Origin of the sequence: Thalassospira sp. MBR-102, from assembly GCF_040549275.1 — a bacterium.
Lineage (GTDB): Bacteria > Pseudomonadota > Alphaproteobacteria > Rhodospirillales > Thalassospiraceae > Thalassospira > Thalassospira xiamenensis.
In genome coordinates, this window is sequence record NZ_JBEPTC010000005.1 from 114870 (window position 1) to 137489 (window position 22620).

Here is a 22620-nt window from a genome sequence, read left to right on the forward strand (position 1 = left end):
CCCGCCCCACGCTTTTTGGGGACAGATGGTCTTGGGGAGACCGGTCAGATACGGTGCCTTGACCTTGGGGTGCAGATCACTGCGGGGGACAGTGATTTTAAAGGTCCCGGTGAGTAGCGAGGGAGGGGCGCTTCACCGGCGTTTCCGCATCTGACAATTGTGAATATGCCCTTGAATTGGGGCGTAAAAACCGGCCGGTAATGACCATTCAGGGGCAAATTGGGGCAAAATAAAGTTTGGAGCTGAAACCGCGAAAAACCTGTTTCCGTTCGGGAAAAAAGAAGGGGCGGGATTTACCCGCCCCATTTTCGGGGTCTTCATGGTCTTGGGGAGACCGATCAGCGAGGTCTGCAATTGTTCTTTCTTCGGGGGAAGATGAAAGAACGGGCCAGAAGACGTTTGAGGGGGGACAGAAGGTTCTGGCCGTTGCCTCGACTGACAATGACTAATCTGCCTTGTGAATAGGGCAGGAAAACAGGTCGCATAGGGCCATTTGAGGGCGAATTATGGTCAAAAAGAGGCACGGATACTCCAAACCCGTGATAGCGAAATGAACAATAATGATCTATCCTGAAGATTGTCCGGTTTCACATTGGCCTGAATGTGCCAATCAGAAATACCGCATGAACCTGCATTAACTCCCGGCACCGCCTCCTTGCCCCGCATGCCAACGCAGACCGGACATCACGCACTAAACAGACCCGGCACAAACCGGGCCCGCGAAACGTCCAGACCGGTTGCCACCTTGGCAGCAGCACATGGAACCGCCAAACATTACCGGGCGATAACAGAACCAACCTCCATGCGCGGACCGGTCCCATTGCGTCCCATGATGCGTCAAGGAGATGTCCATGCCCCCGTCCAAAGACACAAAAGACAAAGATGACGCCACAAATTCCCCCTCAGGCCCCCGGCACGTTCCGCGATGCGCAGCATTGATCGGCCCCTATTCCAGCGGCAAGACCAGCCTGTTTGAAAGCCTCCTTGCCGCAACCGGCCGCGTCCACCGCAAGGGAAGCGTTCGCGATGGCACGACAATCGGTGATGCAACCGCCGAAGCACGCGAACGGCACATGAGCACCGAAATGACAGCTGCCCAAACCCGTTATCTTGACGAGGAATGGCACTTCATCGACTGCCCCGGCTCTGTCGACTTTGCACAGGATGCCCGCGAAGCCGCGATGATATGCGATGTTGCAATCGTCGTGGTCGAACCCGATCCGACACGCGCCATGATCGCCGCACCGACCCTGAAATTTCTTGATCGCAACCGCATTCCGCACCTGATTTTCATCAACAAAACCGACCATGGCGGCATCCGCCTGCGCGACAGTCTTTATGCGTTGCAATCAATTTCGGAACGCCCACTTGTTCTTCGTGAAATTCCAATCCGCGATGGCAAGGGGCCTGACGATACGATAACCGGTTTCGTCGATGTCGTTTCCGAACGGGCCTATCAATATCTGGAAGGGCAACCGTCGAAACTGATCACGCTGCCCGCCAATGCCAAGGATCGCGAAACAGAAGTCCGCGACGGGTTGCTCGAAGCTTTGGCAGATTTTGACGACAACCTGCTTGAACAGATTCTAGAAGATCAGAAACCGGCAACAGAAACGATCTATGACAATCTTGAACGAGATCTGGCCAAGGATTTGATTGTTCCGGTCTTTTTCGGTTCTGCCGAACATGATCACGGGATCATCCGGTTGTTAAAGGCGTTGCGCCACGAGGCCCCCAATGCAGATGTCTGCGCCCATCGCCTGGGCATTGAGCCGGAAGATAACGTCGCCGCCGTCCAGATTTTCAAAACTGTTCATCTGCCCCATGCGGGGCGGTTTTGTTATGGGCGCGTCCTTTCGGGACAGCTAAAGAATGGCGACACACTAGGCCGTGACAAGATTGCGGGCATGTGTCAGGTCTTTGGCGATAAGCACGAAAAGTTCGATATCGGCACATTTGGCAGCATCATCGGCCTGCCGCGCATTGATCATCTACGAACCGGCTCGCTTTGCACCACCGATGGTGAAATGGATAATCTGTGGCCCGATCCTCTGCCCCCGCTTTATGAAACAGGGCTGGAAGTCACCAAGCCCGGTGATGACGTCAAACTGACCGAAGCATTGCGCCATCTGTGCGAACAGGACCGGTCGCTGTCGTTCGTTCACAGCGACGATACCGGCCAACTTGTTTTACGGGGGCATGGTGATATCCATCTTCAGGTCGCATTGGCGCAGCTTCGCAGCCGCTATCACCTTGAAATCGAAACCCGGCCTGTTGAAACCGCCTATCAGGAAACCGTACGAAAACCGGCCCAGGCGCGCGGGCGATATAAAAAGCAGACCGGCGGTCACGGGCAGTTTGGCGATGCCCAGATCGAAGTGAAACCCCTTGGACGCGGCGAAGGTTTTTCATTCACTGAACGGATCGTCGGCGGAGCCATTCCCCGGCAATATATCCCCGCTGTCGAAAAAGGGGTGCGCGACGCCACGCGTTCCGGGCCGCTCGGTTTTCCGGTTGTCGACATCGCTGTTGAATTGGTTGACGGGTCCTATCACGCGGTCGACAGTTCCGATCAGGCGTTTCAGATGGCCGGGCGCATTGCCATCGCCGAAGCGCTTAAAGAAGGACAGTCTGTCCTGCTTGAACCCATCGAAAGATATGCGATTTCAATTCCGTCCGAATTCACGTCAAAAGCCCAGCGATTGGTCAGCACCCGACGCGGACAAATCCTTGGTTTCAGCGCCAAGGATGACTGGCAGGGATGGGACGAAATCGACGTGCAGATGCCGGCATCCGAAACCGGCGACATGGTGATGGAATTACGGTCACTCACACAGGGCACGGGCTTTTTCACGCGAAGTTTCTCGCACATGCAGGAGATTGCGGGAAAACAGGCCGACCTGATCGTCAGCGCCCGACAAAGACCACATAAAAAGTAATAGAATTGATCTATCGCTAATCATTAAACTATTGATTGGCGTAAAGTTTTCCAATGATTGATACTCTTTGTAGACAAAGAGAAAACCTTCGGGCATGTGCCCCATTTAACCGGAGTGACAACATGCAGATCGATATCGGAATCAATGAAACCAACCGCACTGCAATCGCCGACGGTCTGGGCCGCGTTCTGGCAGATTCTTATGCGCTGTATCTCAAAACCCATAACTTCCACTGGAACGTGACCGGGCCGATGTTCCAGACGCTGCACACCATGTTCGAACAGCAATATACCGAACTGGCCATGGCGATTGACGAACTTGCCGAACGTATTCGGTCGCTGGGGGCCTTTGCACCGGGCAGTTTTTCGGCCTATTCGAAGCTCTCGTCAATCCCCGAAGAAACTGGCGTACCTGCCGCCAAGGACATGATCGCGCAATTGGTCGAAGGTCATGAAACCGTGATCAAGACCGCGCGTTCGCTTTATCCGATCTGCGACTCGTCAGACGATGACGCCACCGCGGACCTTCTGACCGCCCGCATTCAGGTCCACGAAAAAACCGCATGGATGTTGCGTTCCCTGCTGGAAGGCTAAGACGCAAAACGTCGTGCTCAACAAGAAAGGCCCGGATGGATTTCCGGGCCTTCTTCGTATCCGGCTTCACCAACCAAACCCTATCGGCGCAACAGCGGATCAATCCGACGCGCCGCATGCACAACGGCAAAGTCATGCCCGTGCGGTGCCGCAATCATCAACGCCCCCGGTGCCACACCATCACCAACAGGAACCGGGATTGAAATCGCGCACGCATCCGAAAGGTTCAGATAGGATGTGTTGCGCAACATCATTGCATTCAAACGATCAAAGTCGGCTTCGACTTCGGCGATCTTGGGGGCCATCATCGGCAAGGTTGGTGAAATCATCACATCGACATCCGCCATGGCCGAACTGAACATCGCAATCACGTCGGTCCGTTTGGCATAGGCATCAATCAGGTCTGCCGAACTTAGCGTATCGGCGAAACGCATCCGGTTCAAAACACGCGGATCGCCACAAGTTTCAAGCGCCTTGAAATCCCGCGAATAGATTTTATGCGCCTCGGCCGCGACAAGAATTTTGTTGATCACGGCATTTTCGGCCAAAAAGCCCAGATCAATCTCGATCAACTGATGTCCGGCATTTGCCAGCTTTTTGCAAACAGCATCAAAATCCGCCCGCACCCGGTCATCAAGATCATTCACAAAGGCATGGGCCGGCACACCGATTTTGATCGGGGCGGGTTTGCCATCCTGTGCGGGGACGGTTTTGCCCGACATGACTTCAAACGCGGTTATGGCGGTTTGCAGATCACCGGCAAGCGGCCCTGCCGTGTCAAAGCTTTTGGCCAGCGGCTGAATGCCTTCGCCCGACATCCACAAACGGCTGGGCTTATAGCCATAAAGCCCGTTGATCGCCGACGGAATGCGAACCGATCCGCCGGTATCAGTACCCAGCGCGATATCGACCAGACCAAGTGCAACCGTCAAACTACCGCCCGATGTCGACCCGCCCGGAATGCCTTCAGGGTCAAACACATTGCCCGGCGTTCCGTAATGCGGATTAAGCCCGACACCGGAATAGGCAAATTCGCTTAGCGTGGTGCGACCAAACGGCACGGCACCGGCGGCCTTGATACGTTCTATGATTTCACAATCCCGCGTTGCTGCCGGACGCCCCTGCAACAATTTTGATGCTGCCGTGGTGGTGACACCGGCCTCGTCGTAAAGGTCCTTTACCGAAACCAGCATACCGGCCAACGGCAAGGCTATTGCCGAATGCACCGCGCGTTCTTCAGCCGCCGCGGCGTCACGCAAAATGCGGTCGCGGTCAAACTCGGTGAAAATCCTGGCTGCCAAATCGCCCAGTTGATCGACCCTGTCGATTGCCGCCTTCGCCTTGTCGATGATCGCACCCATCGGGCTGCCTCCGTTACGTTCTGATTTTTATGGAAATTTTCTGAAACCGAGCCTAGGCGATTTCAGGCAATTCAACAATGTCATAGCTGTGCGTAATGCTCAGCCCCCGTACCGGGTCATGCATCGTCATTTTAAACGAACGTGCCGGACGCACCCCGCCCTTCGCACCAAAAGTTCCACACAGCATCGCAGCCGCCTTGCCACTGGTCCCTGCCGACTTTAGCCCCGAACCTTCGATCAGATCGGAAAGCGGACGGATCGATGCAATCGTGCCTTCCTGATATGGACCCCATTCATCACTGTCGCCTTCACGGATCCAGGATTTCAGTTCGATCTGTTCCAGATGATCGGCAACATCGTCAAATTTCCAAATCGTGTTGGCGACCGGCTTGGCGCAAATCTGCTTTGACAGAGCAACCGAATGGGCTTCAAGTTCGCGGTCGGTATGATCGGATGCCAGTCCAAGATACAAAACACCATCCTTTGCAATCACCAGCGGCTCTACCTCGCCCGATGTGCCTTTGCCAACCACCTCGATCACCGGTGCTTGGGTCAGCATGCCAAACGATGTGCGGTAATAAAGCGGCACGGTCGAAGGCGGTTTGACCCCGATGGCGGCCAGTTCGTCAATGTGATGCTGGATCGCCTTGGCATCGCGGCCGGTCCAGCCAGCAACCGTGCAATGGCCGATTTCAAAGCTGACGGCACCGCCATCAAGGATAAAATTCATCTGCATTTGCGTTATCCCAATTCTGATTTTTACAAATTTTGCGCGCATCTGGCGGTTGCGCACCGGTTCCCGGTCCGCCCCGAAGGCACAAAAGATCAAGACATGATGCGTGTTGTCGCGCGTGTTTATCCCGACCGGATCAAAGGATGTCGGGCAGGAACAGGGCGACGGACGGCACCGCGACAAGAAGGGCGATCATGGCAAGCATCACCAGAACGAACGGAATGACGCCCAGCATCACATCGGACAATCGACCTGATTTGCGTGCGCCCTGCACAACGTAAAGATTAAGTCCGACAGGCGGTGTGATCAGGGCCATCTCGATCAGAACGATCAGGAGGATTCCGAACCAGACCTTATCGAATCCCATGCCGGTCATGATAGGCACAATGATCGGGATGGTCGCCACCATCAGCGACAGGGTTTCAATGAAGAAACCCAGCACGATGTAAAGCAGGATCACGACCATCAAAGTCCCCATCGGCGAAAAATTCAAACCGGTCAGAAGGTCCTTAAGCTCGCGCCCCATGCCTGCGGCAGTCAGGGTAAAGTTCAGGAAATAAGCCCCGATAATCACCAGCATGATCATCGCGGTGATCCGAACCGTGCCATACAGGCAGCGTTCGATCATTTCGCGGGAAACACCGCGATTGAATGCCGCAATCAGCATCGCAATCGCAACCCCGACGGCGGCCGATTCAGTTGGCGTTGCCCAACCGGCATAGATCGACCCGATCACCACAAGGAACAGAACCACAATCGGCAGAAGATGCTGCAGGCTGCCGATCCGCTCCGACCAGGTGAATGAACGGCTTGTGCCGCCAAGGGTCGGCTTGATCTTGCACAGGATCGCCGTGACCATCATGAAGGCCACCGCCATCAGAAGCCCCGGGATCAACCCGGCAAGGAAAAGACGCGGGATCGATGTTTCGGTCAGGAAGCCATAGACTATCAGGTTGATCGAAGGCGGGATCATGATGCCAAGCGTCCCACCCGCGGCAATCGCACCGGAAAACAGTTTCGGATCATAACCGAGCTTTTCGGCCTGCGGCATGGCAACGGTTGCCACCGTCGCCGCCGTCGCAACAGATGATCCCGACGTTGCCGAAAACATCGTCGCGGTACCGATATTGGCGTGGATCAATCCGCCCGGAAGCCATGAAAACCATTTATCAAGGGCTTCATAGGTGCGTTCGGCAATGCCCCCGCGCACCAGAATTTCCCCAAGCAGCACAAAGAACGGAATGGCGATCAGGGTTGATGAATTCGACGATGACCAGACCACCTGCCCAAGCCCGCGTAAAAGCGGGAAAGGCGAAAACAGCTGATCAACCCCGAACCCCAGAAGGAACAGAACAATCCCGACCGGAATGGACAGGGCCAGAAGCCCCAGAAGCGATGCGGTAACTGTAAAGATCATGCTTCCAACTCCAGTTCGGAGCGGGCACCAACAAGCGCGTCGGCCTGCTCAAGGTTACGCTTGATCAGAAGCGACAATGTCAGGATCACCAGAACACTTGAACACACGGCAAACCATATCCAGCCGGAAAGCCAGATCGATTGCGGTATCCATAACGGTGTTTCAAGCGGGGTATTGGCGCGTGACCCGCGTTCAATCGTCTTTTGCAGAACCGGCCAGCTTTGAACGGCAATAACAATCGACGTTCCGGCAAGGGCAATGATCGCAAGAAGATCAAGCATCGCCTTGCCACGCTGGCGCAGGCGCAAACGGATAAGGTCAATGCGGACATGCGCCAGTTCCGTCAGGGCATACGACATGCCCCAACTGGCAACCCCGGCCATCACATATCCCGATATTTCATCCGCACCCCCAAAGGAAATGCCGACTTCACGCAAAAGAATATCTGCGATGATCAGGATCACGCAGCCTGTCAGAACAAGTCCGACAAGCAACGCGATCATGCGGTTAATGCGGCGGATGGCCGCAATCAATGAGGTAGTCACGGTTGCGGCCTCCTCCGGCTGGTTTTCTGCTTAGCTCAGAGGTACGGCAACACCGACGGTTTTGCCAACTGTATCGTTCCAGCGTTTAACCCAGTCCGCACCGGCGCGTTCGGCCCATTCCGGCAAAACAACAGTCGTCAGGATTTCCTTGGCCTTGGCAAGATCGGCATCAGATGCCTCAACCAGGGTCATGCTGGCCGGATCACCCGCCGGGCAGGTTCCATTACCGGTCAGACACGCGATGTCGGCTTCAAGCGCACCTGCGGCCGCGGCCCATGCCGGGGCTTCGAACTTGGAATTGACTTCATCAGTGATCAGTTTCTGCATTTCCGGCGACAGGCTGTTCCACTTGTCGAAATTCATCGCTGTTACGACCGGGTCCCAGCCGCCAAGCGGAATGGTCATCAGATGGTCGGAAACTTCCCACCAACCGGCACTGTATCCCGAACCGGCACCGGTAACGGCACAGTCAATTACACCACGTTCAAGCGCGCCCGGCACTTCGGAAAACGCAACATTGACGCCGTTGGCACCCAGTGCCTCAAGGAACTTGGTGGTCATGCGGCCCGAACCACGAACCTTTTTACCTTTAAGGTCTTCAAGTGACGTCACGTCACCTTTACAGAAAACGACCTGCGGCGGATACGGGGCAATTGCCAGAACCTTGGAATTGAAACGTTCCTTGAAGATATCCTCGACCATCGGGCGGGCGGCCTCAACCATTGCCTGCGCTTCTTCGGCGGTATTGGCAACCAGCGGCACGTCAAGGCCTTCAAGTTCCGGGGCATCGCCAACCGCATAATCGGCAACCGTCATGCCAACATCGAAAACACCGTCATTCAGGATACGGAAAACGTCACCGCCGCCGATGCCCATCTGATCATGGGTGGTCATCTGAACATTGATTTCGCCGTTCGATGCTGCTGGCAGTTCTTCGGTCCAGAATGGTGTTTCAAACTGCTTGTTCAGTGGCAGGCTGCTCCAGCTGCCGACAACGGCAAGGTCTTCGGCAAAGGCCGGGGTTGCCATCATGCCTGCACCAAGGGCCGAAACGGCAAGTAACGATGATACTGTCTTTTTCATGAGATGGTCCTCTCTGATAGCTGGGTTTTGTTTGTGATTTCAGGCGGTCTTTGTCTGTAGTGAAAATTCCGCGGCTTCTGCCAGGACATCCGTCACCAGCATCAGACCGGGTTCATGCGTAATGGCAAGGTCCGGCAAAACATTGCGGATCGCCATTTGCGGCGTAACGCCACAGGCCCAGAAAACCGGGATATCCCCCTCGTTCACGACAGGTTCGTCGCCGAAGTCCGGCTTCATGAGATCGGAAATGCCAATGCTGGCCGGATCGCCAATATGAACCGGCGCACCATGCGCCAGACGATAACGATCAGAATACAGAATGGCACGAATGGCATCGGAGGGTTTGAAGGACCGCATCGAAACCACCAGCGGGCCATGAAAACGCCCGGCCGGGGTGGTCGCAATATTGGTCACATACATCGGAACGTTCCGGTTGGCATCCATATGACGCAGCGGCACACCACTGCGCGTAATTGCTGCCTCGAACGAAAATGAGCAGCCCAGAACAAAGGTTACCAGATCATCGCGCCAGACCGCGGTTAGATCGGAAACACTTTCAAAATCGATTGTTCCACGAAACACGCGATAACCCGGCAGATCGGTACGAATATCAAGATCGGTGCCAAGTTCCGGAATATACGGTGAACCCGGTTCGGACATGCCGATCAACGGACATGATTTCGGGTTTTTGACACAGAATTTAAGAAACTCGTCGGCATGGCTTGCCGGCAGGATCGCAAGATTGCCCTGCAGATACCCAGATGCATAGCCAGTCGTGGTGCCCCGATGTTTTCCGGAACGAATTGCGTGGCGCAAGGCCAGTGGCGATATCGTCGATGCAGATTCCGAAACGGTTGTCGGGGAACAAGATGCGCTTTTTGTCGCGTTCATTTATTCGGTCCTGTTCTCAGCCTCGCAATAAGCTTGAGAAACTCAACCGATCTTGTCAAGAAATCATTTTTGTCAATTTATGATCTAATTTATAGATCAGTTTGATCGAACAATCTGGCCGCCTCGATCACCGCCTCGCCTATTTCGCGGTTGCGTTCCGGGAAGTAACTGATCACGAAATGAAGGTCGGTCAGCCGGGCGTCGTCCTGCACCGGGATCGCCTTAATATGTTCATCCCAAACGGAATTTGTGACCATCAGGGACGGCAAAACACCAATACCAAATCCCCCGCCGACAAGGTGTTTTACGGTCGAAAGTGACGCCGATCCATGTAATGCAGGCGGTGAAATATCGGGTGCGGAAAAGATGCTTTCGACCTCACGAAACGGTGGCGTTCCCTTCGGGAAGGTAACAATTGCATGTTCGGCAAGCTCGGCCAGTGACAGCGGATGATCGGGCAATTCCATCGATCCGGTGCAATACCAGCCCAGTTGAACCGGCTTAAGGGCGGCGGCAACCGCGCCCTGCGGCACCGATTCCCGCAACATGATCGCAACATCAAGTGCATCGTCGGCCATGGTCATCGCCAACTGGCCGGATGTATCAACCGACAGTTCGAAACGGACTTTCGGGTAATCGTCTTTGAGCTTGTTCAACATATCGGTCAGAATCGTATGGACGATGGTTTCCGCCACGCCAATGCGGACCGTGCCGCTCAGTTCCCCAGGATGGGTCAATTCCTGCCAGATACGATCACGTGCACGCGATAAACGCTGCGCTTCTTCAAGAAAACGAAGACCTGCCGCCGTCAGACGCACCTGCCGGTTGGACCGGTCAAACAGCATGATGCCCAGCCTTTTCTCGAGTGCGGAAACCCGCGATGAAATCGCCGACTGGGACAGATCATATTTTTGGGCCGCCGCGCGAAAGCCCCCTGCCTTGACGATATCCTGCAGAATCTCGATATCTTTGAATTCAAACACGTTTTCGTTCCCCAAATAGCAACTGCATCGTCGATCCTGTCAGTCGGATCGTTTGATTTAAGATCACAATACCCTGCAACCGATCATCTGGCACGATCAATCCATCGCGGTTTTGGGATCGTATGCAAAACATGACCATAGAAAAGATATGTTTCCGGGCATTCTGGCTTAATTGCACAACACCAGAAATGCTCATCACTCCCCCCTCACCGAGGCGTTACTTGCCCAAAGCGCCTTTTCCTTCGACATTGAACACAGCCAGTTTGGAGGGTTAGATGCTGATACGCCGCAAAAAGGGTTGGGAAATCGCCGAACGCGATGTGACCCCGGAATCCGTTTACAAAAACCGTCGCCAGTTTCTGAAGGGCATTGCTGCAGGATCAATCGGCGCCGCAGCAACCAGCCTGCCCATCGGTCGCGCACTGGCCCAGGGATCCGATCCCACCGCCGATCTTTATCCGGCGCTGCGCAATCCAGCTTACGTTGTTGATCGCGCCATTACCGATAAATCCAAGGCGCTGACCTATAACAACTTCTATGAATTCGGATCGCACAAATTCATTTCCGATGCTGCACAGGCGATGAAAATCCGCCCATGGACGGTCAAGATTGACGGAATGGTTGAAAAACCGATTGAAATCGATTTTGAGGATCTGGTGCGCAAAATGCCGCTGGAAGAACGCGTTTATCGCTTCCGCTGCGTAGAAGCCTGGGCGATGACCGTGCCCTGGACAGGTTTCCCGATGAAGGCACTGGTCGATTATGCCAAACCGCTTTCAGGTGCAAAATACATCGAAATGCAAACTGCGGAACAAAAGGACACCATGCCGGGCCTGCGGCAGTTCTGGTATCCATGGCCCTATATCGAAGGCCTGACAATCAGCGAGGCCACCAACGAACTTGCAATGATCGCGACCGGCATTTACGGCGAATCGCTTCCCAAACAGAACGGTGCGCCGTTGCGTCTGGTCACTCCGTGGAAATACGGCTTCAAGAACGTCAAATCGATTGTCCGATTTACCTTTACCGACAAACGCCCCGTCAGTTTCTGGGAACAGCTTAACGACGGCGAATATGGCTTCTGGGCCAACGTGAACCCAAAAGTTCCCCACCCGCGCTGGAGTCAGGCACAGGAACGCCTGCTTACGACCGGGGATGAAGTCCCGACACAGCTTTACAATGGCTACGAGGAATATGTCGCGGATCTTTACAAGGGCATGGAAGACGAAAAACTGTTCATGTAACGGCCAAAGGTCACGGGATCGGTGAGGCTCATGACCCCGATCCCGCGTAGCGGCGATAAATATCATTAAACGTGCCATCGTCGCGCATGTTGATCAGTTCTTTCTCAAGACTGCGATATTCCCGGCTGAGAAAGAACCGCGACTTACGCGACAGACCGATAAGGGAAGGTTCGCCCTGCAACACCAGACTTGCCTTGCGCACCGCCAGATTCTTGTCGCTCAGCAAATCCGCTGCCAGCAATTCCGGCACAATGACCGCGTCGACATGCTGTTGATTGAGCATCCGAAACAGTGTGAGATAGTCTGCTGCTTCCACCCATTCGATACTTTCTTCGGACGACAGCGCATCGATATAGGACGCACCGCGAAGCACGCCGACATGCTGGCCTGCCAGCTCTTGAATCTGCCTGATATCCGGGGTTAATGCCGATTGATAAATCGCTTTTGGTTCGTCGGGCAGTGCGGCATCGAAGAAATACATGAATTTCTCCCTCTCTGCCGAACGGTTCGGTCCCAGCATGATATCCGCCCCACCTTCTTCCATCAGATAAAGGGCCCGACGGAACGGAACCACATCAAACCGCAAAGTATGCCCGGCACGTAAAGCTGCTTCTTTCAGAACTTCAACATATATGCCGGAAAATTCCGGCTCTTGCCCTTCCCCGGCAACAATGCGGTAAGGCGGCGCATCGTTTATTGCAACCAGCAATTCTGTGGCAAGCACAGCCTTCCCGCCCCCGCACAAGACAATCAGGGCACATAATGCAATCAGGCGGTGCGCAAAGCCCGGCAAAAGCGTCTCCGTCCGGTAGACCGGCTAGCTGATCGATTTCAACGAAAGGCTGCTTCCTTAGTCTAAAAATTCAAGGCCATTCAATTAGAATCAACTTATATGATTACATTGAAATGTCAGACAACTATCCAGACGAACAGGCCTCAAGGTCCGCTGCGCCGACGCCCCTTGTATTTCGACTTGTTGGCCGATTTTGACCCTGGCCCGACGGTCCCAATACTGCGTGCCATCGGCCCGGCATTGGCAAGGCCAAGTTCCTGATCCTCAAGGCGCTTGATCTCGTCACGCAGGCGGGCGGCTTCCTCGAATTCAAGGTTTCCAGCGGCTTCACGCATGCGTTTTTCAAGGTCTTCGATATGCGCACGCAGATTGTGCCCGATCAGGACATCACCCGAAACGCCGGTATCGACCGTGACGTAATCATGCTCGGCAACGCTTTCCAGAACATCGCGGATTTTGCTGCGCACGGATTCTGGCGTGATGCCATTGGCTTCGTTATAGGCAATCTGTTTTTCGCGGCGGCGGTTGGTTTCGCCAATCGCATATTCCAGACTGTCGGTCATCTTGTCGGCATAGAGCAAGACCCGGCCATCAATGTTACGCGCCGCACGCCCGATGGTCTGCACCAGCGATGTTTTCGACCGAAGGAAACCTTCCTTGTCCGCATCCAGAATGGCAACAAGCGCACATTCCGGAATATCCAGACCTTCGCGCAAAAGGTTGATGCCGACCAGAACATCAAACACGCCAAGCCGCAGATCGCGAATGATTTCGATCCGTTCCAGTGTGTCGATATCCGAATGCAGGTAACGGACCCGCACCCCATGCTCATGCAGATATTCGGTCAGATCCTCGGCCATGCGTTTGGTCAGCGTCGTGACCAGAACACGCTGCCCCTTGGCGGCACATGCCTTTGCCTCGGCCAGCAGATCATCGACCTGTGTTTCCACCGGACGAATGATGCAAACAGGATCAATCAGACCGGTCGGGCGAATGACCTGTTCGGTGAATACACCGCCCGTGCGTTCCATTTCCCAATTGCCCGGCGTTGCTGACACAAACACGCTTTGCGGGCGCATGGCTTCCCATTCCTCGAATTTAAGCGGACGATTATCCACGCAACTCGGCAGGCGGAAGCCATGTTCGGCCAGGGTGAATTTGCGATTATAGTCACCTCTGAACATGCCGCCGATCTGCGGCACGGCAACGTGACTTTCATCGACAAACAGCAACGCATTTTCCGGCAGATATTCAAACAATGTCGGCGGTGGTTCGCCCGGATTGCGGCCCGAAAGCCAGCGGGAATAGTTTTCAATCCCTTTGCAATGCCCGACCGTTTCCATCATTTCCAGATCAAACATCGTGCGTTGTTCGATCCGCTCGGCCGCCAGAAGCTTGCCTTCCTGCTGGAACTGCGCCAGCCGGTCTTTCAGTTCCTGTTTGATGCCGGTCATTGCCTGCACCAGTGTCGGACGCGGTGTGACATGGTGCGAATTGGCATAGACGGTGACCGAGTCCATGGTGGCAAATTTGTGCCCGGTCAGCGGATCAAACTCCGCCAGTTCCTCGACCTCGTCACCAAACATGGAAACACGCCATGCCCGGTCTTCGGCGTGGGCCGGGAAGATTTCCAGAACGTCACCACGCACCCGGAATGTCCCGCGCGAAAATGCGGCATCGTTTCGGGTATATTGTAACTCGACCAGCCGCTTCATGATCAGGTTGCGGTCAACCTCATCGCCAACCGCAATCCGCTGTGTCATCTCAAGGTAGGTCTCGACCGCGCCAATACCGTAAATGCATGAAACAGACGCCACGATGATACAGTCATTGCGCTCCAGAATCGCGCGCGTTGCCGCATGGCGCATCCGGTCAATCTGTTCGTTGATCGAACTGTCTTTTTCGATATAGGTGTCTGAACGCGGGATATAGGCTTCAGGCTGGTAATAGTCGTAATAGGATACGAAATACTCGACCGCGTTTTCCGGAAAAAACGCCTTCATTTCCGAATAAAGCTGTGCCGCCAGTGTCTTGTTCGGGGCTAGTACAAGAGCCGGTCGCTGCGTTTTGGCGATGATGTTGGCCATGGTAAAGGTCTTGCCCGACCCGGTCACCCCCAGCAGCACCTGATCGCGTTCTTCGCGAGTGATCCCCTCCATCAGCTCGGCAATCGCCTTTGGCTGATCACCAGCGGGCTGGTAATCCGTCACCAGTTTGAATTCCCGCGATCCCGCAACCGGCGGGCGGCGTTTCAGCAAGAATTCCGGCAAGCCGTCATGTATCGGCGCGTTCATCGGATCGATCCCTTTTTCGACATGCCTATAGTTATAGGCCACCGCGACAACATCGCAACCCCCGACCCTGACAACTGCTGTCAGCAGTTGTCAGGAGACGTCAGGACAAAAAATGCCGGAACAGGCACCGGACTATCGCGTTAAATCGTCATGACTTTCGGATCGGATGCTGCGACGGGCCGTTTTCATCCCAAAGAACCCGCAAAAGGCGCGAAACTGCCTTGAATTGCTTTAAACACGGGCGTAGGGTCCGAACCGAAAGAAAGCGATTCTTTCTATTTCATTTCATTCCAGGGAAACAGACCAATGGCGTTTATTGCCGACCGTTTGAGCCGTATCAAACCCTCTCCTACCATTGCTGTCACCACCAAGGCTGCCGAACTCAAGGCTGCCGGCGTTGATGTGATCGGCCTTGGCGCAGGCGAGCCGGATTTCGATACCCCCGACAACATCAAAGACGCCGCCAAAGCAGCCCTTGATGCTGGCAAGACCAAATATACTCCGGTCGCTGGCACTCCGGAATTGCGCAAGGCGATTGTCGCGAAGTTCAAACGTGAAAATGACCTGGAATACACTATCGACGAAATCACCGTCGGTTGCGGCGGGAAACAGACGCTTTTCAATGCGCTGTTTGCAACGCTGAACCCGGGTGATGAAGTCATTATTCCGGCACCGTACTGGGTGTCCTATCCAGACATGACCCTGATGGCCGAAGGCGTTCCGGTTGTTGTCGAATGCCAGGAAGAAAACGACTTCAAGATCACGGCTGCCGAACTCGAAGCCGCGATCACGCCGAAAACCAAATGGGTTGTTCTGAATTCGCCATCGAACCCGACCGGTGCCGCTTATTCGCGCGCCGAACTGCGCGCAATTGCCGATGTTCTGCTCAAACATGAAAATGTCTGGGTCATGTCCGACGACATGTATGAACATCTCGTCTATGACGATTTCGAATTCACCACCATCGCACAGGTCGAACCGAAACTGAAATCGCGTACGCTCACCTGTAACGGCGTGTCGAAATCCTATGCCATGACCGGCTGGCGTCTTGGTTATGCCGCAGGCCCGGCTGAACTGATCAAGGCGATCAACAAGGTTCAATCGCAGTCCAGCACGCATACCTCCTCGATCAGTCAGGCCGCATCGGTCGAAGCCCTTAACGGCCCGCAGGACTTCCTGAAAGAACGCGCCGAAGTGTTCAAGGAACGTCGCGATCTGGTCGTCAAGGCCATGAATGAATGCGAAGGTCTGACCTGCAAAAAGCCGGAAGGCGCGTTTTATGTCTATCCGTCCTGTGCCGGCACGATTGGCAAGAAAACCCCGGATGGCAAAGTCATCGAAACCGATACCGATTTCGTGACATACCTTCTTGAGTCCGAAGGCGTTGCCGCGGTTCAGGGCTCGGCATTCGGTCTTGCGCCGTATTTCCGCATTTCCTATGCCACCTCGACCGAGGCACTGACCGAAGCCTGCGCACGCATCAAACGTGCCTGTGCCGCGCTGAAATAAGCCGGTTTTCCGATCACGGAAAATTCGACGGGGTCCGGTACTTGCCGGGCCCCGTTTTTTTGTCCATTATCCAATTCAATATTTACGCACTAAATTACCGATAAATCGGACGCACCATGCAAAACGAGAATTTCTACGTCACTGTGGACGGCATCAGCCTGTCCTGTCAGCAGATCATCCCGACCAATGTCAGGCCGGATGCCCCAACGATGCTGTTTCTGCACGAGGCACTAGGGACCATCCGCATGTGGCGCGATTTCCCGGCAAAGCTCGCCACGGCAACCGGCCATCCGGTAATTGTTTACGAACGGCGCGGTCACGGAAAATCCGATCCGCACGGCCCTGACGATATCCCGCGGCCCATCGATTTCCACAACACGGAAACCGATATCTATCTCCATGGCCTGATCAGGGAACTTGGCCTTGATCGCCCGATCCTGTTTGGCCACAGTGACGGGGCCACTATCGCGCTTAAATATGCCGCCCGGTTCCCAAAAAATGTTCGTGCCGTCATCAGTGAAGCCGCACATGTTTTTGTCGAGGACGTCACGATTGCCGGGATCAATGAAGCGGCATCGATCTATGCCAGTACGGATTGGAAATCAAAACTCGAACGCCATCATTTCTTCCAGACCGATGACGTATTCCGTGCCTGGGTCGATACGTGGCGCCAACCGGCATTTCGCGACTGGCAGATGATTGACGAACTGCCCAACATCATCTGCCCTATACTGGTCATTCAGGGAAATGACGACCAGTTCGGCAGCGACGAGCAGGTCCACATTATTTGCGACAAGGTCAGCGGTACTGCGACCAAAATGATCCTTGCCGACTGCGGCCATATCCCGCATTTCGATCAACCGGATCAGATCATTGAAGCAGTTTCAATTTTTCTATCTTAGATATTAAGGTTCTATTTCAGGACCTTTTTTTTTATTTTGCACGTCGAATCTAAGAATTTTTCTTCGAAAAATCAGCCGACATTGAAAAGAGAAACACATTAACCAGAAACAATATCCGGGAATAGTTTTCCTAATATTTGCTTAGGAATGTTTTTGGCTCGATCATACAGGCGGTCAGACTTCCGAATTCTACCGATGCCAAAACCTTGTTTTTTGCGGAACAACGCTGAGTGCGGAATTTGATTACTATATGCACTTTTTAAAACAGCCTTGAGCTCATTCCCCTCGTAACGTACATCTTCGGGAATAGACCAAGCCGCCGCGATCATCTTTTTGCTCAAAAAAGGAACACGAGTTTCCAAAGCGACCGCCATGCTGGCGCGGTCAACCTTCGTCAAAACAGAATCGTGCATGTAGGTATGAAAATCAATGTATTGGGCTCTTGTCCTCGGAGAGAGATCCGGCCTGTCGAACTTCCTGAAATACCAATAATCATCGTATGATGACGGGATGTTATGCGCCTTCGCCCATAATCTCTTCCAACGATCTGTTTTGACTATCCCACCTTTAAGAGCAGCCCAACGTTCCATTGGATCCTCAAGAATCTCAGCCTCAAACCTCTGGGATTTCTTTATGAGAGACCGATGAGGAGCATAAGTTTTCAAAAATACAGCGATTGGCCTCAACCATGCCCATTTAACACGCTCCTTCGAGAAAACCCTCTTAGCAAGAGAATACGAAGAATAACCGCCAAACAGCTCATCTCCACCATCACCTGTCAAAACAACGGTAACATGCTCACGGGCCAGTCGACAAACCTCGTTTGTCGGCAGCGCGGAAACATCTCCAAATGGCTCATCGTAAAAAGTTTTTAAAAGAGCAAAATTCTCGTTCGCGATATCCTGACTGAAGAATTTTTCAAAATGTCGTGAACCAATCCTATCTGAAACCATCCGAGCATAAGGTGACTCATCATCGCTTTCATCAACATGACCAATTGAGAATGTTTGTATTTCGGGAAGAATCTTGCTCGCCTCGCAACACACAGCGCTTGAATCAACACCTCCACTCAAGAAAAACCCGACAGGAACATCGGAGACAAGTTGCTCATTGACAGCTTCCCCCAAATGTTCACGTATGAAAGATGGCCAATCCGTCACATCTTTACGATAAGAAAAATCCAGACTCCAATATTTCTTCTTTTCTACAATTAAAGAATCCAGACAAAAAGTTACATAGTGACCTGGATCAATTTTAAAAACATCCCGATACATCGTTTTTGGGCATGGAATATATGAATATGTCATAAAATCGTATATTGCAGTTGGATCAATATTTAGATTTTCATCACCTAAAAATTTTTCTATTGCCTTTAACTCTGAAGCCCAAAAAAAATTGCCATTCATTAAACCATAATACAATGGCTTCACACCAACATGGTCACGGGCCAAAATGACCTTTTTATCCTTACTGTCATATATAGAAAAAGCGAACATTCCATCAATTTCCGCCAGAAGAGTATCAACTCCCCAATGCTTATACCCATGAAGAATAACTTCACTATCACTATCACTACGAAACTTTACATTGAAATCTTTGATCAACCGAGAGCGTAGCTCTCGATAATTATAGATTTCACCATTAACAGTAAGATAAATTCCTTCAGACTCCATTGGCTGGTAGCCATTTTCAGACAAATCCAGAATACTTAGCCGTCGATGCCCGACATAGACTGAGTCACAAACTTTATGCCCCCAGCTATCCGGGCCTCGGTGGGTCAATGTGTGAAGGGCCTGATGAGAAGCTTCAATATTCTCGATGCTCAAATTGGTATGACCAAATATTCCACACATCTTGCCAGCGCTACCTTTTATTGCCAAAAATGAGTCTCTTCGTGACTGCGACATTAGAATCACATCGAGTAAATTAAAATATGAAAATTTCCTACGTAATAACCGTTTACAATAAAGCACCGTATATCCTTGACGTCATAAAATGCCTGGCTGCTGAAAACTCAATACAGCCAGAGGCTGTAGAATACATCTTTGTTGATGATGGCTCTTCGGATGAATCCGTAGATTTGATAAATGAGCACGGTCATTTATTGCCGAGCGGGTTCACTGTAATTGAACAAGAAAATCAAGGTGCAGCCGTCGCCACAAATGTTGGAACTTCTGCAGCACAATACGAATGGATTCGCCTGCTGGATGGTGATGACATTCCATGTAGAGAGTCGACCCGGGTCATGTATGAAATCGCGACAGAGAATAAAGTCGATTTTGTGATTGGATCCTTTGGGTATTTTTCTCAATCAGAAGACGCCACCAATCAGATGGGGGAAACAAACAGAAATAATTATGTTGTAATGAATAGAAAACAATCACAAGAACGCTTCATTAAAAGCTTTCCGCATAACTCCAGCTGTATGCTGATAAAAAAATCACTTTTTGAAAAATTTGGCGGAGCCGATACTCGTTTACGCTCCCCTGACTACACTATTGCACTCAGAGCGACAGCAATGACAGAAAAAATTTCTCTAATAACAGAAAATGTTGCAATGATGGTTCAAGAAGCCCCCGGAAGACTTTCATCGCAAATTGCACGTAGCCGCTATGACTCTATTTGCGCCATTTACTATTTTGCGCACGAACTTTTACCGAATGAACGCGATGTCGCTATTGCAGTTTACAAGCGCTCCTGCTCAAGAGCTTATCGGTATGCACGAAAACTTGGAAATAGCCCATTCAAACACTTCATACGATATATCTATTCCAAACTTTTCATTCCCTCAGACTTAAAGAAGGCAACTTATAATTGTTTATCTGCTTTCACCCCGAATGGATTGCCTGAGCGCCCCCCCGAATGGACGCCTCGCATTCAAAACAACCAGTAATCCCGAATCAATCCCGCTGAAAACAAAAAGCTCCACGGCGATTGCTGCGGAGCCTTTCTTTAAATTTGGTCAAATCTACGAGCAGTTATTCCGCCAATGCATCCTCGGCATCCAGAACAACCGAGACCGCATGGATCACCGATGCAATGCGCACAGCATTCTGAACGGTTTCTTTTTTGATACCCGCGTTTTTCAGAACTTTCTCGTGGCTGTCGATGCACATCCCGCAACCATTGATCGCCGAAACCGCAAGCGAGAACAGCTCGAAATCGGCTTTGTCGATGCCTGGCTTGCCGATGATGTTCATGCGCAGGCGCGCGGGCATGGTGGCGTATTCCGGTTCGGACACAAGGTGTGTGAACCGATAATAGATATTGTTCATCCCCATGATCGCCGCCGCACCCTTGGCAGCCTGAAACGCTTCGTCGCTCAGCTTGGTTTTGGCTTCGGCGGCAACAGCTTTCAGAAGCTTTGCGTTGCGCGATGCATAGGCACACGCAAGGGCAGTGCCATAGACCTGCTGATCGGTCATACCCGGATTGTTGGCAAGACTGCTAAGGTTCAGCTTCAGATCCTTGGCATAGTCCGGCATGACGTCTTTGATTTCGGAAATGGAAGACATTGAAGCATCTCCTTTTAACTGAAGAATGAAATTCAAAACTGAAAAAGGCCCTCAGCCATCGCGCACACCGCAAGTTTTGCGGGCACATGGATTAATTTCACCGATGGACTGAAAGCGGATCCGGGCAAAAGCCCGGATCCAAATCGGTCTGGAAAACCTTAAAGGGTTGCTTCACCCTGGTTCCAGTTGCACGGGCAGAGTTCGTCGGTCTGCAGCGCGTCAAGAATACGCAGGGCTTCCTGCGGGTTACGACCAACCGAAAGGTCGTTAACCTGAACGTGACGGATGATGTTGTCCGGATCGATGATGAAGGTCGCGCGCAAAGCAACACCTTCGCCTTTGGCCAGAACACCAAGCGCGTTCGACAGTTCTTTTTTCTCGTCAGCCAGCCATACGAACGGGCTGTCGCCCAGATCTTCATGGTGGGTACGCCATGCAGCGTGGACGAAATCGGTATCGGTCGAGCAACCAAGCAGAACCGCATCGCGGTCTTCGAAGTCACCGTTCAGTTCGCCGTAACCAACGATTTCGGTCGGGCAAACAAAGGTGAAGTCTTTCGGCCAGAAGAACAGAATCTTCCATTTGCCTTCATAGGACTTGTCGGTAACCGGTACGAAGCTGTCAGGACCTTTGCCCGAAACGCCGGTAAGATTGAATTCTGGAAGCGTATCGCCAACTGTAAGCATATTGGTTACTCCTAACCTTGGTTTGAATTTATCCCAAAGACGGCCCCCGACAGGCCGTACAAATTTTGTTCGCAAGTGCAATAATGCACTCCTTGCTGGCGATTTGTAGTTAAATGAACTAACTAAGACCAATAGAATTAATTTCGATGTTCGATAGGAAAAATTTATGGCTGCCCAACCAAGCATAAAGCAGCTCAAATATCTGGTCGCATTGTCGGAAACCGGCCATTTTGGCCGGGCTGCCGAAGCGTGCTTTATCACGCAACCCAGCCTGTCGGCTGCCATCAGCGAGCTTGAAAACCTGCTTGGCGCCCAGTTGGTGGAACGCAACAAGCGTCAGGTCCTGATCACGCCGCTTGGACGTGAAGTTGTCTCGCGGGCGCGAAATATTCTTCAGGAAGTTGATGAACTGACCATGATGGCACAGTCAGCGACCGAACCCCTTTCAGGTCCGATCAATTTTGGCGTGATCCCGACAATCGGCCCCTATCTTTTGCCTGATGTCATCAACCGCCTCAGGGCCGGTTTCCCGAAATTGCAGCCCTTCCTGCGCGAAGACCAGACAGCCAAGCTTATAGAACTTCTGGCCGCCGGAAAACTTGATATCGCATTGATTGCCCTGCCGATCGAGGAAAACTGGCTCGAAGAAATGGACCTGTTCGAAGACAGATTCGTTTTTGCCTGTAGCCCGGACAATCCGCTGACGCGCAAAAAGAAAATCGACATCACCGACATCAAGGATGAAAAGCTGCTGCTGCTTGAGGACGGCCACTGCCTGCGCGATCAGGCATTGGAAGTCTGCCAGAAAGCCGGCTGGAGCAAATCTGCCGATTTCCAGGCCAACAGCCTGTCAACGCTGGTTCAGATGGTATCGGCCGGGATCGGCTCCACCCTGCTTCCGGAAATGTCGCTGGAGGTGGAGGCGCGCCGCCCCGACTCTCTCGCCATCCTTCCTTTCCAGAATCCGGTTCCGGTTCGACGTATAGGACTGGTCTGGCGGCGCAGTTCCGCCCGTAAAAAGGAGTTCCGCCAGTTGGGGACCTATTTGCGCAATACACTTGAAACCTGTGAACGATCACATGTCGCCTGATTGTGCAGTACCACCCAGCCCATTTGGATAAGCCACGGGACC

General features: G+C 52.7%; 19 protein-coding genes. 7 read left to right on the top strand and 12 right to left on the bottom strand.

The window, feature by feature from the left end; translation table 11 throughout:
- Nucleotides 1-851: 851 nt before the first annotated feature.
- Both ABIE64_RS11030 and ABIE64_RS11035 read left to right on the top strand, forming a co-directional pair.
- On the top strand, nucleotides 852-2939 hold the full coding sequence (locus ABIE64_RS11030) for an elongation factor G (RefSeq protein WP_354377469.1): 2088 nt from the start codon (nucleotides 852-854) through the stop codon (nucleotides 2937-2939).
- 122 nt (nucleotides 2940-3061) lie between these two features.
- Complete coding sequence (locus ABIE64_RS11035) at nucleotides 3062-3532, top strand: Dps family protein (protein WP_063093135.1); 471 nt, start codon at nucleotides 3062-3064, stop codon at nucleotides 3530-3532.
- An 80-nt stretch (nucleotides 3533-3612) separates the two neighbouring features.
- Here the strand turns inward: ABIE64_RS11035 and ABIE64_RS11040 are convergent, their stop codons facing one another.
- The 7 genes from ABIE64_RS11040 to ABIE64_RS11070 all read right to left on the bottom strand — a co-directional run bounded on the left by ABIE64_RS11040 (nucleotide 3613) and on the right by ABIE64_RS11070 (nucleotide 10545).
- Entirely contained in the window at nucleotides 3613-4893 is a 1281-nt protein-coding gene (locus ABIE64_RS11040; protein ID WP_354377470.1) for an amidase, read from the bottom strand.
- Nucleotides 4894-4945: 52 nt separating this feature from the next.
- Nucleotides 4946-5629 (bottom strand): DUF2848 domain-containing protein, encoded by a 684-nt coding sequence (locus ABIE64_RS11045; RefSeq protein ID WP_354377471.1) that lies wholly within the window; start codon nucleotides 5627-5629, stop codon nucleotides 4946-4948.
- 133 nt (nucleotides 5630-5762) lie between these two features.
- The gene (locus tag ABIE64_RS11050) at nucleotides 5763-7043 is read right to left on the bottom strand and encodes a TRAP transporter large permease (RefSeq protein WP_007090059.1); all 1281 of its coding nucleotides are present in this window, start codon (nucleotides 7041-7043) and stop codon (nucleotides 5763-5765) included.
- The gene (locus tag ABIE64_RS11055) at nucleotides 7040-7588 is read right to left on the bottom strand and encodes a TRAP transporter small permease subunit (protein ID WP_230729470.1); all 549 of its coding nucleotides are present in this window, start codon (nucleotides 7586-7588) and stop codon (nucleotides 7040-7042) included. The genes ABIE64_RS11050 and ABIE64_RS11055 overlap by 4 nt, the downstream gene beginning before the upstream one ends.
- A 30-nt stretch (nucleotides 7589-7618) precedes the next feature.
- Entirely contained in the window at nucleotides 7619-8671 is a 1053-nt protein-coding gene (locus ABIE64_RS11060; protein ID WP_063093137.1) for a TRAP transporter substrate-binding protein, read from the bottom strand.
- 39 nt (nucleotides 8672-8710) lie between these two features.
- Nucleotides 8711-9562 carry a putative hydro-lyase gene (locus ABIE64_RS11065; RefSeq protein WP_007090062.1) on the bottom strand — a complete coding sequence of 284 codons (852 nt, stop codon included), beginning with the start codon at nucleotides 9560-9562 and terminating at the stop codon, nucleotides 8711-8713.
- 89 nt (nucleotides 9563-9651) lie between these two features.
- Nucleotides 9652-10545 carry a LysR family transcriptional regulator gene (locus ABIE64_RS11070; RefSeq protein ID WP_341364804.1) on the bottom strand — a complete coding sequence of 298 codons (894 nt, stop codon included), beginning with the start codon at nucleotides 10543-10545 and terminating at the stop codon, nucleotides 9652-9654.
- 275 nt (nucleotides 10546-10820) lie between these two features.
- Here ABIE64_RS11070 and msrP point away from each other — a divergent pair, with 275 nt between their 5' ends.
- On the top strand, nucleotides 10821-11789 hold the full coding sequence (msrP, locus tag ABIE64_RS11075) for a protein-methionine-sulfoxide reductase catalytic subunit MsrP (RefSeq protein ID WP_354377472.1): 969 nt from the start codon (nucleotides 10821-10823) through the stop codon (nucleotides 11787-11789).
- 28 nt (nucleotides 11790-11817) lie between these two features.
- Here the strand turns inward: msrP and ABIE64_RS11080 are convergent, their stop codons facing one another.
- Both ABIE64_RS11080 and uvrB read right to left on the bottom strand, forming a co-directional pair.
- The gene (locus tag ABIE64_RS11080; RefSeq protein ID WP_354377473.1) at nucleotides 11818-12513 is read right to left on the bottom strand and encodes a substrate-binding periplasmic protein; all 696 of its coding nucleotides are present in this window, start codon (nucleotides 12511-12513) and stop codon (nucleotides 11818-11820) included.
- Between the two features lie 212 nt (nucleotides 12514-12725).
- A complete protein-coding gene (gene uvrB, locus ABIE64_RS11085; RefSeq protein ID WP_354377474.1) occupies nucleotides 12726-14876 on the bottom strand; it encodes an excinuclease ABC subunit UvrB in 2151 nt (716 codons plus the stop codon).
- Nucleotides 14877-15182: 306 nt separating this feature from the next.
- Between uvrB and ABIE64_RS11090 the strand changes: the two genes are divergently transcribed.
- Both ABIE64_RS11090 and ABIE64_RS11095 read left to right on the top strand, forming a co-directional pair.
- Nucleotides 15183-16385, top strand: coding sequence for an aspartate transaminase (locus ABIE64_RS11090; protein ID WP_065701694.1), 1203 nt, complete (start codon nucleotides 15183-15185; stop codon nucleotides 16383-16385).
- 116 nt (nucleotides 16386-16501) lie between these two features.
- Nucleotides 16502-17287: an alpha/beta fold hydrolase gene (locus ABIE64_RS11095; RefSeq protein WP_354377475.1), complete on the top strand. Its 786-nt coding sequence runs from the start codon at nucleotides 16502-16504 to the stop codon at nucleotides 17285-17287.
- 98 nt (nucleotides 17288-17385) lie between these two features.
- On the opposite strand, the gene asnB is transcribed toward ABIE64_RS11095, so the two are convergent.
- A complete protein-coding gene (gene asnB / locus ABIE64_RS11100; RefSeq protein WP_175484465.1) occupies nucleotides 17386-19167 on the bottom strand; it encodes an asparagine synthase (glutamine-hydrolyzing) in 1782 nt (593 codons plus the stop codon).
- A 53-nt stretch (nucleotides 19168-19220) separates the two neighbouring features.
- Between asnB and ABIE64_RS11105 the strand changes: the two genes are divergently transcribed.
- A complete protein-coding gene (locus tag ABIE64_RS11105) occupies nucleotides 19221-20180 on the top strand; it encodes a glycosyltransferase family 2 protein (protein ID WP_065701697.1) in 960 nt (319 codons plus the stop codon).
- 85 nt (nucleotides 20181-20265) lie between these two features.
- On the opposite strand, the gene ahpD is transcribed toward ABIE64_RS11105, so the two are convergent.
- Nucleotides 20266-20802: an alkylhydroperoxidase, AhpD family gene (gene ahpD / locus ABIE64_RS11110; protein ID WP_065701698.1), complete on the bottom strand. Its 537-nt coding sequence runs from the start codon at nucleotides 20800-20802 to the stop codon at nucleotides 20266-20268.
- A gap of 158 nt (nucleotides 20803-20960) precedes the next feature.
- Nucleotides 20961-21488, bottom strand: coding sequence for a peroxiredoxin (locus ABIE64_RS11115; protein ID WP_065701699.1), 528 nt, complete (start codon nucleotides 21486-21488; stop codon nucleotides 20961-20963).
- A 166-nt stretch (nucleotides 21489-21654) separates the two neighbouring features.
- On the opposite strand from ABIE64_RS11115, the gene ABIE64_RS11120 reads away from it, so the two are divergent.
- The gene (locus tag ABIE64_RS11120; protein ID WP_007090071.1) at nucleotides 21655-22578 is read left to right on the top strand and encodes a LysR substrate-binding domain-containing protein; all 924 of its coding nucleotides are present in this window, start codon (nucleotides 21655-21657) and stop codon (nucleotides 22576-22578) included.
- Nucleotides 22579-22620: the final 42 nt, after the last annotated feature.